General features: G+C 38.3%; 18 protein-coding genes. 6 read left to right on the top strand and 12 right to left on the bottom strand.

Features of this window, described 5'->3' with window-relative positions:
* Positions 1–12: 12 nt before the first annotated feature.
* The 5 genes from LCP48_RS07360 to LCP48_RS07340 form a co-directional block, all read right to left on the bottom strand.
* Positions 13–978 carry a YpdA family putative bacillithiol disulfide reductase gene (locus LCP48_RS07360; RefSeq protein WP_004232575.1) on the bottom strand — a complete coding sequence of 322 codons (966 nt, stop codon included), beginning with the start codon at positions 976–978 and terminating at the stop codon, positions 13–15.
* A 113-nt stretch (positions 979–1091) separates the two neighbouring features.
* Complete coding sequence (locus LCP48_RS07355) at positions 1092–1850, bottom strand: metallophosphoesterase (RefSeq protein ID WP_004232572.1); 759 nt, start codon at positions 1848–1850, stop codon at positions 1092–1094.
* A 142-nt stretch (positions 1851–1992) separates the two neighbouring features.
* Complete coding sequence (locus LCP48_RS07350) at positions 1993–2754, bottom strand: LysM peptidoglycan-binding domain-containing protein (RefSeq protein ID WP_009370798.1); 762 nt, start codon at positions 2752–2754, stop codon at positions 1993–1995.
* An 86-nt stretch (positions 2755–2840) separates the two neighbouring features.
* On the bottom strand, positions 2841–4283 hold the full coding sequence (locus LCP48_RS07345; RefSeq protein ID WP_004232568.1) for a RecQ family ATP-dependent DNA helicase: 1443 nt from the start codon (positions 4281–4283) through the stop codon (positions 2841–2843).
* Complete coding sequence (locus tag LCP48_RS07340) at positions 4284–5315, bottom strand: YpbB family protein (RefSeq protein WP_004232566.1); 1032 nt, start codon at positions 5313–5315, stop codon at positions 4284–4286. It lies immediately after the preceding gene.
* A 104-nt stretch (positions 5316–5419) separates the two neighbouring features.
* Between LCP48_RS07340 and LCP48_RS07335 the strand changes: the two genes are divergently transcribed.
* The 3 genes from LCP48_RS07335 (at position 5420) to LCP48_RS07325 (ending at position 7344) form a co-directional block, all read left to right on the top strand.
* Positions 5420–5668, top strand: a complete 249-nt coding sequence (locus LCP48_RS07335) for a ferredoxin (RefSeq protein WP_004232564.1) — start codon at positions 5420–5422, stop codon at positions 5666–5668.
* 135 nt (positions 5669–5803) lie between these two features.
* A complete protein-coding gene (locus LCP48_RS07330) occupies positions 5804–6397 on the top strand; it encodes a hypothetical protein (RefSeq protein WP_004232561.1) in 594 nt (197 codons plus the stop codon).
* Positions 6398–6561: 164 nt separating this feature from the next.
* Positions 6562–7344 (top strand): enoyl-ACP reductase FabI, encoded by a 783-nt coding sequence (locus LCP48_RS07325; RefSeq protein ID WP_004232559.1) that lies wholly within the window; start codon positions 6562–6564, stop codon positions 7342–7344.
* Between the two features lie 52 nt (positions 7345–7396).
* Here the strand turns inward: LCP48_RS07325 and LCP48_RS07320 are convergent, their stop codons facing one another.
* Positions 7397–8125, bottom strand: coding sequence for a sulfite exporter TauE/SafE family protein (locus tag LCP48_RS07320; RefSeq protein WP_004232556.1), 729 nt, complete (start codon positions 8123–8125; stop codon positions 7397–7399).
* Positions 8126–8139: 14 nt separating this feature from the next.
* Complete coding sequence (locus LCP48_RS07315; protein WP_004232553.1) at positions 8140–9339, bottom strand: MFS transporter; 1200 nt, start codon at positions 9337–9339, stop codon at positions 8140–8142.
* 298 nt (positions 9340–9637) lie between these two features.
* Between LCP48_RS07315 and LCP48_RS07310 the strand changes: the two genes are divergently transcribed.
* Together LCP48_RS07310 and LCP48_RS07305 are read left to right on the top strand one after the other, a co-directional pair.
* Entirely contained in the window at positions 9638–10462 is an 825-nt protein-coding gene (locus LCP48_RS07310; protein ID WP_004232551.1) for a methyl-accepting chemotaxis protein, read from the top strand.
* A 17-nt stretch (positions 10463–10479) separates the two neighbouring features.
* Positions 10480–11025, top strand: a complete 546-nt coding sequence (locus tag LCP48_RS07305) for a GNAT family N-acetyltransferase (RefSeq protein WP_004232549.1) — start codon at positions 10480–10482, stop codon at positions 11023–11025.
* A gap of 36 nt (positions 11026–11061) precedes the next feature.
* Here LCP48_RS07305 and LCP48_RS07300 read toward each other — a convergent pair whose 3' ends face one another.
* Both LCP48_RS07300 and LCP48_RS07295 read right to left on the bottom strand, forming a co-directional pair.
* Positions 11062–12606: a flotillin lipid rafts scaffold protein FloT gene (locus LCP48_RS07300; RefSeq protein WP_004232547.1), complete on the bottom strand. Its 1545-nt coding sequence runs from the start codon at positions 12604–12606 to the stop codon at positions 11062–11064.
* A gap of 15 nt (positions 12607–12621) precedes the next feature.
* The gene (locus tag LCP48_RS07295; RefSeq protein ID WP_004232545.1) at positions 12622–13152 is read right to left on the bottom strand and encodes an NfeD family membrane protein; all 531 of its coding nucleotides are present in this window, start codon (positions 13150–13152) and stop codon (positions 12622–12624) included.
* A 154-nt stretch (positions 13153–13306) separates the two neighbouring features.
* Between LCP48_RS07295 and LCP48_RS07290 the strand changes: the two genes are divergently transcribed.
* Entirely contained in the window at positions 13307–13684 is a 378-nt protein-coding gene (locus LCP48_RS07290) for a hypothetical protein (protein WP_004232543.1), read from the top strand.
* Positions 13685–13789: 105 nt separating this feature from the next.
* Here LCP48_RS07290 and LCP48_RS07285 read toward each other — a convergent pair whose 3' ends face one another.
* From LCP48_RS07285 to abc-f, 3 genes are all read right to left on the bottom strand, one after another.
* The gene (locus LCP48_RS07285) at positions 13790–14524 is read right to left on the bottom strand and encodes a hypothetical protein (RefSeq protein ID WP_004232542.1); all 735 of its coding nucleotides are present in this window, start codon (positions 14522–14524) and stop codon (positions 13790–13792) included.
* Positions 14525–14969: 445 nt separating this feature from the next.
* Complete coding sequence (locus tag LCP48_RS07280; protein WP_009370794.1) at positions 14970–15761, bottom strand: GNAT family N-acetyltransferase; 792 nt, start codon at positions 15759–15761, stop codon at positions 14970–14972.
* On the bottom strand, positions 15754–17553 hold the full coding sequence (gene abc-f, locus LCP48_RS07275) for a ribosomal protection-like ABC-F family protein (protein WP_004232536.1): 1800 nt from the start codon (positions 17551–17553) through the stop codon (positions 15754–15756). The genes LCP48_RS07280 and abc-f overlap by 8 nt, the downstream gene beginning before the upstream one ends.
* Between the last annotated feature and the right edge of the window lie 70 nt (positions 17554–17623).

Below are 17623 nucleotides of genomic sequence, written 5' to 3'. Positions count from 1 at the left end.
CAGCCTCGATCGTTATTTTTTTCTCTGCTCAATAGTTCGGGCGATACATTCGCCATGGAAACGACCATTTTCAATAAAAATTTCATTGGCATTATTTCCTGCTGCAATAACACCTGCAATGAATAGTCCTTCAACATTGGTTTCCATTGTTTCAGGCGTAACATATGGACGACCCGTTTCTTCCTCTATCTCCACTCCCATCGCTTTGATAAAGGAGTGATCAGGATGATAGCCAGTCATAGCAAAAACGAAATCATTTTTTACTACTTTCTCTTGGCCCTCTACTTCTAAAACTACTTCGTGCTCTCGTATTTCCAATACATTTGTATTAAAAAGCATGTCAACTTCTCCAGTTTTGACTACCCCTTCAAATTCGGGTAATACCCATGGCTTGATGCTTGAAGAGTATTCGCTACCACGATAGGCTACGGTTACACGAGCACCGGCTTTATTTAATTCTAACGCGGCATCTATCGCTGAATTTTTGCCACCTATAACTAGAACATCCGTATCAAAAAATTCATGGCCCTCTTTAAAATAATGGAAAACTTTAGGTAACTGCTCACCATGGATATTTAAATAATTCGGATGATCATAATAACCTGTTGCAATGACAACATAGGGCGTTTCATATATTTCCTTATCGGAGGTAACCGTGAACAAATCATTATTTTTTACAACATTTTGTACTTTTTCGAAGCGATTAACTTGTATATTTTTTAAACGGACGACCTCGCGGTAGTAGACAAGGGCTTGATTGCGTTTTGGCTTACGTCCTTCAATAATAAATGGTACATCACCAATGGCTAACCGTTCACTCGTACTAAAAAATGTTTGATGTGTAGGGTAATGATAGATGGCATTGACGATATTTCCTTTTTCAATCACAATAGGTTGTAAACCAATATTTTGCAAAGCTATTGCTGCTGCTAAGCCACATGGGCCTCCTCCAACAATAATTGCATCTGCTTGCTGCATTTCTTGACACTCCAATCGAATTTGAACAGCAAAAATTGCTGTTCCATGCTTTCACATTATCATAGAATAAACGATACCTTTTTATTATACGCCTTCTCACACGTTTTGGTTGTTTATTTACTCGAAATATCAATGTCAATTATATGACATTGGGGCTTTGCACCAAATCGAAAAGGTACTAATGTCGTCCCATAGCCATTGCTTACTAATGTCATGACACCATCACGCTGACGGTAGGAACCATTTGGATGGACACCATATGGGCCGAATCGGATTTGCCCTCCGTGTAAATGTCCCCCCATCATTAAATCCGCACGGAACTTAGCCCGAACTTTCGCAAAAACCTCTGGATTATGAGCGATGAAAACAACGAAATCCTGCTCTCCTATCTTTGCAAAAGCTTTTTCAAAACTATATTCTTTTACGGTTGTATCCTCAATGGCGCTTAACCAAAAGCAATTTTTAAGCGGCAGTTGTACGGCATCATTGACAATAATTTGAACATGGTATGCCTGTAAAATGTCCTTCAGTCTTTCTTCCCCAATTTCTCTGTCATTATTGCCCCAAATAAAATAGGTTGGCCCAAGGGACGTTAATAATGATAAATTTTCATGAATACGATCAATCGGTGTACGGCTATCCGCAAAATCACCGCCAATAATTACTGCATCAAAATGATGTCCCTGTATCTGTGCAATCATTTTCTTACTTATTTTACGTAAATGAACATCTGAAATAAAAAATAATCGTACCTTCTCCTGTTCACCCTGTAATGAAAGCTGGTGAGACAATACATTATTTTCATGTGCCACCTTCCACATATAAAGTAGAAGGGCGGTGACTACCAAAAGAAATAGCCCTAAATATAGCATTTTCTCACTTCTCCTTACGACAGCAAAAAGGCGATTCTTCTAAAAAAACGAATCGCCTTTTTGCTAAATCAGACGTACGTTTTGGTGTGAACGTTTGTCTGTAATTTTATACTAGAAAAACTATATAACGAAAAAAATTCTATTAAGGTAACTTAATGACTTGCCCCACCATTACAGTATTAGAGGACATCCCATTAGCAGCACGAATTTTAGCTAAAGTCGCTTCACTGCCATCGCCATAGTGATTTAATGCAATTCGGTATAAGTTCTCATTTGCTTTTACAGTATGTGTCGTTGCTTTAGCATTTTGTTTTGCTTCTTCCGCTTTTCTAGCTTCTTCCGCTTTTCTAGCCTCTTCTGCTTTTCTTGCTGCCTCTGCTTGTTGTTGAGCTATTCTTGCTTCTTCAGCTTTTCGAGCTTCTTCGGCTTTTTTTGCTTCCTCTGCCTTTTTCGCCTCTTGAACCTTTTTCGCTTCTTCAGCAGCTTTTTGCTCAGCTGCTAATTTATCAGCATCTTTTTGAGATTGCTCTTGAGCCTTCTTATCCCCCTGAGCGTCTTGACCCTTATCATCTTTATCCTTATCTTTATCCTTATCTGACGCAGATGCTTCTGAAGGATCTAATTCGACAACCTGTTCAGCTGTATCCTTTTCGGCTTGTTCAATTGTTTTTCCAGGTTCATAAAATTTCCAAAAATAAATAAGAATTGTTAATGGTATCAAGATAAAAATAACAAAAAGAATCGTCATTAATGGTGTCTTACGTTTCGAATTTTTGGGCTTTTTGTTTTTATTACCGTTTTTATTCATTCTGGAAACTCTTGATAAGGATTGCTGTTCTTTTTGCTCATCTTCAAATGATTGACGATGCTCTTCTATTTTATCGCGATAATCTTCTTTATTCATTCGCCTTTCCCCCAACCTTACTACGCTTTCTATCATCTCTATTATGACGAATTTTACGAAAAAAGTAAATGACCGTCAGTTCTAGTCTAATTACCCATTAATAGTTGTTGCAATCGACTTTCCCACGTTGCCATTTCTACTTTCTTTTTCTCTTTTAAGCGTACTTTCTTGATTACATCATAATGGATTCCACAATTTTCACAACAGTTTTCCGGCTTTTTCTGCAATTTTTGCCCAAAATACCCGACTAAATGTTCACGAATACAGTCTTTTGTCTGTATGATTTGAAGCATTTCATTCACTGCATTGTATTTCTCTAGTGCTAAATGATTTAATCGGACCTTCACTTGTTCCGAAGACTCTCGCTGCAGCCAATAGTCTAACACACGGAAGGCTGTCTCACTTAACTCCCCATTTTTCAGCATTTGGATTGGCTGTATTTGCTGAGATAGCAGCTCCTGATAGCGGTCAACATGATGTAAAGTTGGTAAATCGCCTGTCACAACAAATTTAGCCAGCTCCTCATCACCTTCAGCATACAGTAATATAGCAAGTGCAGAGTGACCATCCCGCCCTGCACGTCCAATCTCCTGCATATAATTCGCTATATTGGCAGGCATGGATTCATGAATGACCTGCCGTATATCAAGCTTATTAATGCCCATGCCAAAAGCATTTGTTGCAACAATCCAATCAAGTTCACCAGCTATAAATTGCTGTTGAATAAATTGACGGTCCTCCACCCCATAGCCAGCATGATACGCAGCAACACGAACGCCCGCTTGTAATAAGGCTTCGCTATATTGTTGCGCTCGTTTACGTGAGGAAACATATAAAATACCAGGTCCTGCCGTTTCCGTAACATGGCGCATGAGCCATCTAGCTTTATCAGCCTTATCCTCCACTACTACACGACCTAGATGAATATTTGGGCGGTCAACATTATACATAAACTCGAATGGAGCTTTGAGAGATAAAGTTTCCCGTATATCTCGAACAACCTTCTTTGTTGCTGTAGCAGATAATGCCAAAATTGGCGGACGATTCTCTCTCGATAGCCAGTCACCTATTCGTAAATAATCTGGTCGAAAATCAAAGCCCCATTGTGAGATACAATGTGCCTCATCTACTACGATTAAACCTAGCTTCATCTGCGTCAGTTTCTCTTGTACCTGTTGCTGGAGCAGCATCTCTGGGGAAGTAAAAATAAAACGATATTGCTCTAAATAATGTAATACATAACGTTTCTCTGTTAGCGATAAAAAGGAATTTAAAGCTACCACCCTCTTTTCCCCAAAACGCTTCAGCTCTTCTACTTGATCCTGCATTAATGAGAGTAATGGTGAAACAATTAGTACAGGCTTCTCTAGTGTATAGGCTGGTAGCTGATAGCAGAGTGATTTTCCCATTCCCGTTGGCAATAACGCAATAACATCTTGTTCTTGCAGTAAGGCCTCAATGACTTCTTTCTGTCCTGGTCGAAATGATGAATAACCAAAATGCTTATACAATAATTGTTCAAGTTCCATTTATACTTCTCCTTTCGCAAGGACAAGCCTTAATTGAAAATAGCTCATATCGTTTAAAGCTTCATGTAATATTTTCAATTTTTTTGTTTGATACTGCTTCGATGCCTGCCACACTTTTTGAGCTTCATCATAGGAGACGAATGGGCCAATAGAAAAGTTCGGTTCATACATAGCTAATTCCACAAAATGATCCTCAATTGTACTTTGCTTTAGTTTTCTCACATGAACAATTTGCTCCATCGAATAACCTTGTTCATATAATTGTGCGGTTTGTTGTGCAGAATCTGTTAGCAATATTTTAACTTTTAATCCTTCTGCCACATGCCCTAGTAATGGGTAATCATCGATTTTTGCATGCACTTCATTTAATAATATATGTAGGGTTTCAATAAAAGCTAATTGACTATCCAATACAGTTTCCTTCCGTTCATCTGCAAGTTGTTGCCACGTCCATCCTGGTAATTGATAACCACTTAAACGATACAGAACAAGCTGTTTGCTTGCATCTGACACAGGAAGAATAGTTAGCAAATGATTACATTCTGTCAATAATTGCTGCTGTAAATGACCTTCCTTATAATGATATGCCTGTAAAAAAGTTCGCACCCACGCTTGAATCATTGTATCTCTACTAATCGGTGAAAAGGTACGAACGGCTGCGGCTTGATATGACAAACTTTGTACAATGAGAGAGAGCCTCGAAAAAAACACATGCTCATTTCCCCGATAGTGCCAACCATCAAAGAAAAAGGTTGGCGTTTGTTGTGCACGTTGTAATCCTAGCGTTTCCATGTAAAAATGACCAGATTCCTGCACATTTAACCAACTATTCTGCACAAATAAGTTTACAGCCTCATCAAATGTAGTACGAGAGAGTTTTGGCAACAGGCCAAAATATTGATGCAGTTGAAAAAGACCAATATCTTGAATCGTCTGGCCTGAACGCTTCCCTCTTAGGACATGATAGGCAGCCGAAATCGTCCGCTCTTTATTGAGTTTTTGAAAGATTTGCAATAAAATTTGATGAAACATTGACGCAAATTCCTCCAATTTAATAGTATTTAAGTTGAAATGTAAGATAAACATCTTTAAAATGAGTATGAAGCTTTATAGGAACATCTAAAGGAGAGAATAAAATGGCTAAATACACAATAGTTGATAAAGATACATGCATCGCTTGTGGCGCATGTGGAGCCGCAGCGCCAGACATTTATGATTATGATGATGAAGGCATTGCCTTCGTTATTTTAGATGATAACATGGGAACTGCTGAAGTTCCAGAGGATCTATTGGAAGATATGCAAGACGCTTTTGAAGGTTGTCCAACAGACTCTATCAAAGTAGCAGATGAAACATTCGATGGTGACTCATTAAAATTTGAATAGTCTTCAGTTGATGTATATCTTAAAAGGCATCCTTTAGGGGATGCCTTCTATTGATTAAAAAATTGCTATCTTTTGCATCAAGATAATAGGCATATGGTCCATTGCTATACATATCAATCTATTGGAGGAATGTGAATGTTTGAGCAGTTACAAGTTGAGCATAGTTTATTTTATATTGATCAAGACCATATGAATAGATTTAAAAATCTAGCTGCAAAGTGGCAATCAATATTTCCAGATGTTTGTGCGAAATGTTTGAATTCTGTGGACGCATGGGCAAACGTGTTAAATAACTGGGTTTTCTTAAAATCGCAACAGACCGATGAGCTCATTTTCAATCCCTCTAAAGCCATCTATTATTCCATCAATACATTCTTATTGGATGAGCTTCAAAAAATTCAGATAATTCAAAAAATAAAAGAATGTGAGAATGATGATTTTCAGTATTTTGCGGCCTTCCACTTAGGAAATGCCATCGATTTATGGGTGTACAATACACTTGAAAAAAGTGCAGAATCTGATTTGTTAAAACCACAAAACCGAATACCTTATTATCTTGCCTTTTTAGACGATGATTTTCAAACTGACAATGCTTTATTCCATAAAAATCAAACAAGAGCAATCAAAATATTGGCACAGGTCATTCGGTCAAAAAATTGCTTTCGAATCACTGTCAGTAGTGCTGTTAATCGAGCAGTAGATATGTATAATCATTATGTAACAAAATAAAATAGCATACTTTTCAATTCGTCTCTACTGTAAAGAGATGAATTTTTTTTGCTCCCTAAACTACTTCTCTTTTCATCTTGTTATTGCAACGATATTTTATGTATGATAAGATTTTAGTAGTTGGTACTAATAACAGATATTATCTCACAAAGGAGTTCTTCATAATGATGGATAATTTATTACAATTAAAAGATAAGAACATTGTTGTCATGGGCGTAGCAAATGATCGCAGTATTGCTTGGGGCATTGCAAAACGTTTATTTGACGTTGGTGCAAATGTCATCTTTACGTATCGTCAAGAACGTTCATTAAAAAAATTGCAAAAACAACTAGAAAATATCGGACAATCCGATTCTCTTGTTGTTCAATGTGATGTGAATAGTGACGACAGCACAAAAGCAGCTTTTGAAGAAATCGGCTCAAAGGTTGGCGTTATTCATGGGATTGTCCATTCAGTGGCTTTTGCGCATGCAGAAGATTTACACAACCGCTTCCTTGAAACAACTCGAGAAGGTTATGCATTCGCACAAGATACAAGCGCCTATTCACTTATTTCCACAGCAAAAGCAGCTCATCCATACATGACAGAGGGTGGCTCTATCGTTACAATGAGTTACTTAGGTGCAGAACGCGTACTTGATGGCTACAATGTGATGGGCGTTGCAAAAGCTGCATTAGAGGCTTCTATGCGCTACCTTGCTGCTGATATTGGCCAAGATAATATTCGCGTCAATGCTATCTCAGCTGGTGCTATTCGTACACTTGCTGCAAAAGGTGTTCCTTCCTTTAACACAATTTTACACAAAATTGAAGAAACAGCTCCTTTAAAACGTAATGTTCAACAAGATGAAGTAGCAGATATGACGATTGTTATGCTATCTCACCTATCACGTGGTGTGACTGGTGAGACGATCTACATCGACGCTGGCTACAATATTATGGGTTAACAATCAAGAAGTATGGGAGGATGTTTCATCCTTCCATACTTCTTTTTGTTGTTTATAGCATTGACCATAAACTTTGGATCAACAAAATTAAGCCTGCTGCTACTAATAGAAAATAAATTAAGATTTTAAACAATTTTTGATTTAATCGAGTAAATAGCATTTGGCCAAAAATAAGTCCTAAGAAAACAATTGGTAAAGCATACATACTATATACCCAAACCATTTTACTTGTACCCTCAAAAATGACTTGAGAAAGTAAGCTAATAAGATAGATAAATATATAGTAGGCTAGTGAAACAGCTCTAATGGTTTCTTTATTTCTATGTGTGCTCGCAAAATAGAGCAACAGTGGTGGTCCAGCCATCCCAATACTTGTTGTGAACATACCTGATATAAAACCAACGCCATAATCTCTACTCCTTGTTTGTTGAATAGAGAGATTTTTAATCAACAGAAACGTAAGCCCTATAAGAAGGATGGCGATGAGCAGCTTAAATGTCGTCACATCGACTAAGGCAAAGAGTATACTACCAAAAGGAGCACCTGCAACACTACCGATCATCACCTTTTTAAGCAACGCTACATCAATATCATGTCTCACCTTCCATATGAGAGAAAACGAAATAACAAGGGACAGCATTATATTTATTTGCATCGCCTCTTGTGGTGTAAAAAGCAACAATAAAAAAGGCGTAGCCATAACGGAAAAACCAAATCCTGTACTGGTTTGTAAAATAGAAGCTGCTAGGATAATGAAAAAATATAAAAGTAATTCCTGCAAAACGACACCTCACATCATGTTGTGATACGTTGTCTAACAATCAATCTTTTTAACAAAAATGATAGGATACAAGCAATGAATAAAAACAGAGCAATCATCACGATAACACCCATCCACCCATATTTCATCCAAAAAACGCCTCCTACTGTTCCTCCAACACTTGAACCAAAATAATAGAAAAATAAATAGAGAGAAGATGCTTGTGCTTTATCATGGGATGCACGCTTGCTCACCCAGCCACTTGCGATTGAATGAGCTGCAAAAAAGCCAAAGGTAAAAACTGTTATTCCTATAATCTTTAAGGTAAGAAGCCCGTTAAGCGTTACTATAGCTCCAGCTAACATAATGGCAATAGCCAGTAAGAGCATTCGTTGGCGACCATAACGATCAGCTAAACTGCCAAACCATGCTGAACTAAATGTTCCAACTAAATAAATGACAAATATCCAACCTACAATTGTAGCACTTAAATTATAGGGAGGCGCCATTAGTTTAAAGCCAATATAATTATAAAGTGTGACAAAGCTTCCCATTAAAAGAAACCCCATCCCATAAAGACACAGCATAGAAGGATCTCTTAAATGTTGCAGTAGGGTTTTGGTCAATGCTTTTAATTGTAAAGGTCGCGCGCTGAAATGTTTGGAGCTTGGTAACATCCAGACAAACAATAAACTAACTAGCAGGCTGATTCCTCCTAGCACCATCATGCCTGTATGCCAGTTATAATGGTCCGTTAAGGTACCAATAATAACTCGTCCACTAAGTCCCCCTACTGAATTACCGCTAATATATAAGCCCATGGCAACCCCTAAGCTCGCTGGTTCCATTTCTTCTCCCAAATAAGCCATAGCGATGGCAGGTAAACCCGCAAAAACGATGCCTTGTACAACACGCAAAACTAAAATTGTTTCAAAGTTAGGTGAAAATGCAAGAGCTAGTGTCAGGACAGAAGCTGCAAAAATAGAAATCGTCATCAATGATTTTCTTCCCCATGCTTCTGATAACGAACTGACAATGATTAAACTCACCGCTAATGCAAAGGTAGTTACTGAAAGAGATAAACTTGCTACAGCTGGTGAGACGTGAAATGCTTCTGAAAATGTTGGTAGTAATGGCTGCGTTACATATAGGTTTGCAAACGTAATAAAGCCTGCTAAAAATAAGGCCCAATTCGCTTTATGAAACGCTCTCGTGCCCTTTTGTATATAGTCCATGAAACTCTCTCCTTCACTTCTTCCACATGCTACTATTATTCTAATACAATATTTCGCAAAACACACTTCTCCTTGTCAAAATTTAGACAAAAAAACCTACTTTTCCACCTATGAATCACAAAAAATAATTGACAAATAAAAGCATATCAAATTTATTTAAACGTCTTTTAATAAAAAATAAATAGTTATTTTGACTTGGCAAATATTGTGCTACAGTAAAAGTAATCATCTAGAACCATTGTCACAATGAAGACAGATGACACAACCATTTTCATTGACGAGACTTGGAGGAATTTTTATGAAAATTATTGAAGCTTTAGCCCTCGCAACACCTTATATTCATCTAGCATTAAAGCAAGAAGCCATTGTAGCTGTTGTTGAAAAGGAAAGTGAAACAGTCGTTAAATATTTAGCAGGTAAACGTGTAGATTCCGGCTACCATGATGGACAAAAAGTTAACGCTAATGACCAAAATGTTTTCATCGCCTTTAATGGACAAAATGCAGATGTGGTGATACCAGAGGATGTTTACGGTGTAGCAATCAATGCTTTTTCATTCCCCATTCGTGAAAATGGTCAAGTAGTAGGTGCATTAGCTTTTGGCTTACCAATAGATAATGAGCTCAAACTTGAAGATTATATGGCTACGATGGATAAAATCGTCAACAGTCTACAGGATAAAGTACATACCATCGCTTCTCATTCTGAGGAATTAGCGGCCACTAGTGAGGAAATTAATAAGCAGGCACAGCATGCCCTAGAGGACTCTGAAAAAACAAATGCCGTGACAGATTTAATTAAAAGTATATCTCGCCAAACTAATTTACTAGGTTTAAATGCATCCATCGAGGCTGCACGTGCTGGACAGCATGGCGCTGGCTTTAATATTGTGGCACAGGAAGTTCGAAAACTGTCCTTTGAGACATCTAGTGCTACCGAAAATATAGAATCATCATTACGAAATATCAATAGAAATCTTGATAATCTCAAGCAAAATATGGGACAAATCAATGATGCAACAAATGAGCAAGCACAGCTCGTACAGGATTTCAGCGAAATTATAGAAGAATTAACTTTACTTAGCCGAGAAATGAAAGGCTTTATGCACAATGCATTAAAATAAAAATGAGGTGAACAATAATGCAGATTACCATGAACCAAGATTTAGTTTTACGGATGATCACACCTGAGGATGCAGAGAAGGTTTTTGCATTAACGGATGCCTCGAGGGAATATCTGAAAGAATGGCTACCATGGCTGGATTTCACGAAAGAACTGGCGGATACAAAAGCCTATATTGATGGCTGTATTAAGGGGCATGAAGCGAACAGTAGCCTCTCCCTGGTCATTCTCTTTAAAAATGAAATTGTTGGCATTGCAGGCTTTAACGCGATTAACCCGAGCAATAAAATAGGCACTATTGGCTATTGGTTGAGCGAAGGAGCACAAGGGCATGGCATCATGACGAAAACGGTAAAAGCTTTATTACAATATGCCTTTCAAACATTGAAGCTTCATAAGGTTGAAATTCGTGTTGCCGAAGCCAACCACAAAAGTCGCGCAATCCCAGAACGTCTTGGGTTCATGCAAGAAGGAACCATTCGAGCTGCAGAATGGCTCTACGATCATTATGTAAATCACGTTATTTATGGCATGCTTGTAAGTGAATGGCAGCAACAACAATAAAAAAACGACCTGATGATCTCATCAGGTCGTTTTTTGTTAGGATTGTTCTACCGCTTCTTTTGTTTCTTCAGGTGCTTGCTTTTTTTCAAGTCCTAAAGCAATCTGCTCTAATTCTGGACGTAATGTGTGCTTCCCAGCATAGCTTTCGATCAGCTCTTTTACATCAAGACCAGAAGTTTCCTTTAATGTTTCTTGAAGTGTAGACATTAAATTGGTTGCATAAGACGTCACCTTATTTGCTCCGCTACCTTCTCCACCACCAGTATCGACCACTGTAATCTTATCGATATTGCCAAGTGGGCTTGCAAGCTCTTTTGCATACTCTGGCATCATGCGCACAACCATATCCAGCACAGCTGCTTGACCATAGTATTCAAAGGCTTCGGCAATCTTACGTTTAGCTTCAGCTTCTGCCAGACCGCGTAAACGAATGATATCTGCCTCCGTTTCCCCTTGTGCTCGCTCTGCATCTGCTTTGGCAAGACCATCCAAACGAATTTTCTCTGCCTCTGCTTTTGCTAATGATTCAATACGATATTTCTCCGCATCAGCCTGTGCAAGCTCGCGCATCTTTTCAGCTGCGGCATTTTGCTCCACTGCATAGCGGTCTGCATCTGCTTTCTTTTTAACCTCAGAATCATATTGCTTTTCTCTACGCAAAATCTCTTTTTCTTCTAATTCAATTTGCTTTTGACGCTCGATAATGCGAATTTGCATTTCTTGCTCTGTTACTTCCTGCTTGGCACGAGCAGTTTCAAGCTCATACGCTTGGTCAGCACGGGCTTTCGCAATATCCTGCTCACGTCGGAACTCAGCTACTTTTAACTGATTTTCTTTTTCTGCTTCTGCAATTTCCGTCGCACGCTCAAGTTCTGCCTTTTGTGCTTCCTTAGACGCTTCTGCACGTTTAATACGTGTTTCTTTTTCTGCATCTGCTGTCGCAATATCAGCATCTCGCTTTACCTGTGCGATTCTCGGTTTCCCTAGTGAGTCTAAGTAGCCATTTTTATCTCGTACATCCTTGATCGTGAAGGATACAATGACAAGACCCATCTTTGCTAAATCTTGTGAAGCAACACGTTGAACTTCCTGTGAGAATTTATCGCGGTTTTTGTAGATTTCTTCAACCGTCATAGACCCTAAAATGGAACGTAAATGACCTTCTAATACTTCACGTGCTTCCCCTTCGCGCTCCGCTTTTTGCTTTCCTAAAAACTGCTCTGCTGCTGTCGCAATTTCTGAAATGGAACCGCCAATTTTAATAATGGCTGTACCATCTGCCATAACAGGAACACCTTGCTCTGTATATACCTCAGGCGTTGTCACTTCTAGTTTACTAGAAAGTAAGCTTAACGGCTGTGCTTGTTGGAAAATAGGGAATACAAATGTACCGCCCCCACGTATGATTTTAATGCGATTTCCCGACTCATCCTTATGTACATTTTTAGAGCCGAGATAGCTACCTGTCACAATCAGTGCTTCATCAGGACCCGCCGTACGATACTTTGTCACATATAAGCCGACTAGGGCAATTAATACAAATGCTACAATTCCTAAAACAATTAAGATATCGGTTGACATAGACATATCTCTCCTTTAAACAAATTTTTTCTCATACGTTCTAACAAAAAGTGTTCCGTCCTTCACATCCACAACAAGAACCGTTTCATCATAGTCAATGGCTTCATTATCATAGCCCGTTGCCCGTTTTGAAATCATGCCACTTGTCGTTTCGATAACAACCTCGCCAAAACCATCTACTGGAATTGGCACAATAACTCTTCCTAATTGCCCGCCTAGCGATTCCTCTGTGTAAGCTAAAGAAACATCAGCGGAGCGTAGCGGAACGAGAACAAATAAATAAAAGATGGAACTTAAAATAGCACCGATGATACATGCAGCAATAATGTTCCAAACGCTAGAGAACCAGGCTAGTTTTTCTAAAATAAAACCTGCTGCTGACATCAACGTAATGAAAGATAGAATGACACTCGGATTAAAAATGGGTAGTCCTTCCCCAATACCTTCGACTGCATCACCAAAAAACATAACCAATACTGTGGCAAGGCCAGCGAAAATCAAAACCACCAAAAAGATCTGCTCGAGTGAATAGCCAAATAGCGTCAAGTTGCTCACCCCTTTTCATCATATTACCTACTATACGGATGTACCTCAGGAAAAGTTTCAAAATTTTTCAAACTCTTCTTTAAAGTATTATTTTTTGCTTTCATTAGAACCATGTTACAATAGAAAAGTATTCTGACAACTAAGGAGAAACGGCATGAAGCTTTCGACAATCTTAAATTTTGTAATTCTAGTATTTTTCACGTTATTATTCGTTAATGATTTCTTCCCTGATACAGCTATTGCTGCGATGCTGACTAAAAAAATAATATTGCTTATATTAGTTGTGCTTGTCATCATTCAGCTAGCCTTCGACAAGGGTAGATATAAAAGATTATCCAAAAAGGCTTATATTGGATTAACATTGTATACAGTTGGATTATGGATTGTTTTAACATTACTTGGCGGTCAATCACAAATTGGCCTATCGTTCACAAGTCCTCTATTCTATATCATTGTTGTGCTTCTTGGATTGGATTTAATCCGTCTTTCACGCCAAACTAAGCGGGATCAAACAGAGGAGAAAGCGAAGTAAAGCACAGCTATCCACCACTTTCGCACTGTTAACCGTCACTTTTGTCCTTCTATCCGACAACAACATAAAAAGCATGTCTCCGATTTTGACAGAGACATGCTTTTTTTATGATTCTAATACATTTAAAATGGCATCCAGTTCATGGACAGCTAGATCTAAGCGTTCCTTCGCTTCGATATTTTGCTGTTTTAAGTGACTAAACTCTAGTAAATTTTTCTCATGCTTTAGCTTAATAGAAGATAAACGTTCGATTCGAGCTTCTACTTTTTCTATTGCTTGCTCACAGACTGTTGTCCAGAGCTTTTCTGATTGTTGCATTTCCGTAGTAGATGGGTTGTGTTGACGCATAATTCGCGCGTAAACCATTTCAATTTGTTCAATTAGCTCCGAATAAAAATGGCGCTCCACGCGTGTTGTTTGGAATGTTGGATGCTCTACCTCTTTGGCATATGGCGTTATTTGACGAAGTAGCTTGCCAGCATTTTCTCCAAAAGCATGGGATAAATTCAAGACATTCATTAATTGCAATAATAAGCGTATTTCTTCTAGATTAATAAGTTGTGAATCAATGCTTTCCTTTAACTTTAATGACTCCATATAGCGTCGATCAAAATGTTCAATTTCACCGTTGCGCTGCTCTACTAAATGGACACTTGCATTGTCTTTCAAGCTTTTAATATAGCGAATGGCATGGCTTTTTAGCTCCTCTTTTGACAGCAAGTTATCATTGTCTTGTTGTGGTTTTCCTCGTTGAACATACGCAAATGCATCCATTTTTTTGGGCCATTGTGCTGCTGGGGTTTCATCTAAGACATTATAGCGTATATAAATTCCGTGCATTTCATATCCTCCAAGTCCATTAAACAAGTATCTCTAAAGACAATAAATCGAATACGGCATTTTTTCAAGTAAAAAACTTTTAATAATTGAAAATCCTTCTTTTTAACAATAAAACAAAAATCCCGAATAGTCGATACTATTCAGGATTTTACTAGTTTTCATTTATTCCTACTTATCCTTTAACACCTATCCACCTGCTCCAACGAAGCCATGTATAATTGCATCTCGCAAATTCATATCAAAGCGATAGATGACAATGGATAAACAATGCTGTTAACTGAGACCTGAGGAATTTGATGTCGTAATGAGCAGCTATCATGCTACAGGAGCAGGAAATAATTTTTTGCTCATTATATTTTAAAGCATCCCTTCATCAAAGCAACTTGTACTCAAAATTGGCAAGTACAGTTCTAAAAAATCTTGGTGATCTTTTATGTGTAGCTAGTTAAGCCTGTTGGCGGATATCTTGAATACTCTTTCCTTCAGTAAACGCATGAATCGATGCAATGGAGCCCACCGATTTAAAATTTGCCTTCTCATAGACTTTGGCAACCTGTTCACTAATTGGTAATATCCAAAGATCATCCAATCCCAGCTTGACTGATTGCTGTTGGATATGTTGCAGCATATAGCCGATTAAACCACGACCACGATAGCTTTCAGTTGTTGCAACACTTTCAATCCTACCTTGATTTTCTGACACAAAAATAGTTGCTGAGCAGCACGCCACCCCATCTAGTCTTAGTAGATAATACGTAAAATGTGAAGAATGATAGGTTTGTTCAAATGCCTTTTTTATTAATGAAGGCTCCCCAAATGCAGAAATGCTCATTTCTACTGCTAATGCTTCCTCCATATTTGCATCCGTTACACGCTCAATATGAATGGCAGGATTAGGCGGAAGTATCGCATATTCACCATCCCAGTACTGAATTTCATTAACAAAATGCTCATATTGAAAGCCGTGCGTCTCTAATGCCTCTATACATAGCTGATTTTGTTCTAGATTATATAAATAAATCCGCGGAATAAGGGACTTTGATTGGTAGAAATCTTTGATTTCTTGTAAAAATAAATCCGGTTGCTCAATCTTTCTCCAAATCTGTGCATGATTTGCATCGTAATAGGTCGGGATAGCCTGATTGTAAAATAAGACCCCCTCCTTACAAACCTCCACTTCACTGAAACTCTTCACATACTCTATATCAAGCTGCATAATGCGTTCTAAATTAAACATGCTCTGTGCCCCCCTCTAACCATCTTTCATATAAATTTTCTAATTGAAGTTCAAGCTTCTGCCGTTGTTCTTTAGCAAGCGATGGTTGTTGTAGTTTTGTCTCTAATTTTTCAATTTGCTGTTCAATCGGTAATTCTTTTTTAGGTGGCTGCGTTTTATTTACTGGTTGTTTTTCAACCATTTTCATTGCAAGTTCCTGTCGTTTTTCTCTAGCCCACTCATAATCTCCCTCAAAAACTTGAATAGTCTGGTTTTCAATCCACGCCGTTTTCGTAAAAATTTTCTGTAAGAAATAGCGGTCATGTGACACCCCAATAATCGTGCCTTCAAAGGATTCCAGTGTCTCTTCCAATACTTCTCTTGCTTCAATATCTAAATGATTCGTTGGCTCATCTAAGATTAAGACATTGATATCCTCATGCATTAATTGTGCTAAACGAAGACGCATTTTTTCTCCACCACTTAAGTCCTTCACTTTTTTAAAGACATCATAGCCATAGAACAAAAATCGTGCGAGTATATGGCGAGCTTCCGCCTCTGACACGGCGACACTTTCACGAAAGGCATCAATTAATCGTATAGCAGGATTTGGATGTTCAAATTGCTGGGAAAGGTATCCAAATTTCACATTACTTCCAATCTGACACACTCCCTGATTAGGAATGATTTCCCCTAACATCATTTTTAATAATGTAGATTTTCCACTACCATTGCTCCCAACAATCGCTAATCTTTCGCCAAAATAAATAGCTAGATTGCTGTCCTTTAATAAAGGCTTATCAAAGCCATGATCAACGGCTTGCAAAAGCACGACCTCTTTACCACTGCGTTCAGCCATCGTTAAAGCTAAATTCATTTTCTTTTTAGTGAGGGGCTTCTTTACTCGCTCGATACGTGCTAATGCTTTTTCCATACTCTTTGCACGTCGATGCATGGATGCGTTTGGTGGATTCGCCTCATTTGCCCACTGCTTTAATCGTTTAATTGTTTCTTGCATCTTTTTAATTTTCTTTTGTTGCTCTTCATAATTTGCAAACTGTTGCTCAATTTTTGCTTCTTTTTGTGCTATAAAGGCATCATAATGGCCGTTATACGTAAAAGCCTCCCCATCCTCAATTTCAATAATCTTCTGGGCTACTTGATTCATGAATTGACGATCATGGGATACGACAATGACAATCCCCTCAAAGTTTCGCACATAATGTTCAAGCCACTCAATAGCTTGCATATCCAGATGGTTCGTTGGTTCATCCAATAACAAAATAGAGGGCTTTTTCAATAAAATTTGTCCAAGCATAACCTTTGTTTTTTCCCCACCACTTAAACTACTAAATGGCTGCTCTAGCATATCTGAAATACCTAGTCCATTTGCAATCATTGCTAGCTGTGCATCTACTTCATAGCCCCCTAATAGCATAAATTGCTCCTGCAATTGGCCATATTGTAGTAATATTTTATCCGTGACCGTCGACTGCATCTCTTGCTCAAGTGCTGTCATTTTTGCCTTAATTGCATAAATATCCGCAAATGCTTCCTCCAGCACTTCTTTCACAGCATGGAGTGGATAATGTGGAATCTGATGTAAATAGCCAATCGTCGCTTCTTTACTTTTAATTATTCGTCCCTTGTCAGGTATCTCTACCCCTGCAAGCAGTTGTAATAAAGTCGTTTTTCCACTGCCATTTACACCAACAATCGCCACATGTTCACCACTATTTACCTCTAGCTGTAGGTTCTCGAATAATATATTGCCACCCATAATTTTTTGAATTTGTTCAGCTTTCATTTGCATCGTTTTTTCCTCCAATGAAACGTGCGAAAACATCTTTAGAACACAAAAAAGACTGCTCATTAACAAGCAG

This window comes from Lysinibacillus capsici (assembly GCF_020217405.1).
Lineage (GTDB): Bacteria > Bacillota > Bacilli > Bacillales_A > Planococcaceae > Lysinibacillus > Lysinibacillus capsici.
The sequence above is the reverse complement of the archived record's forward strand: the minus strand, read 5'-3'. Positions and strand labels throughout refer to the sequence as shown.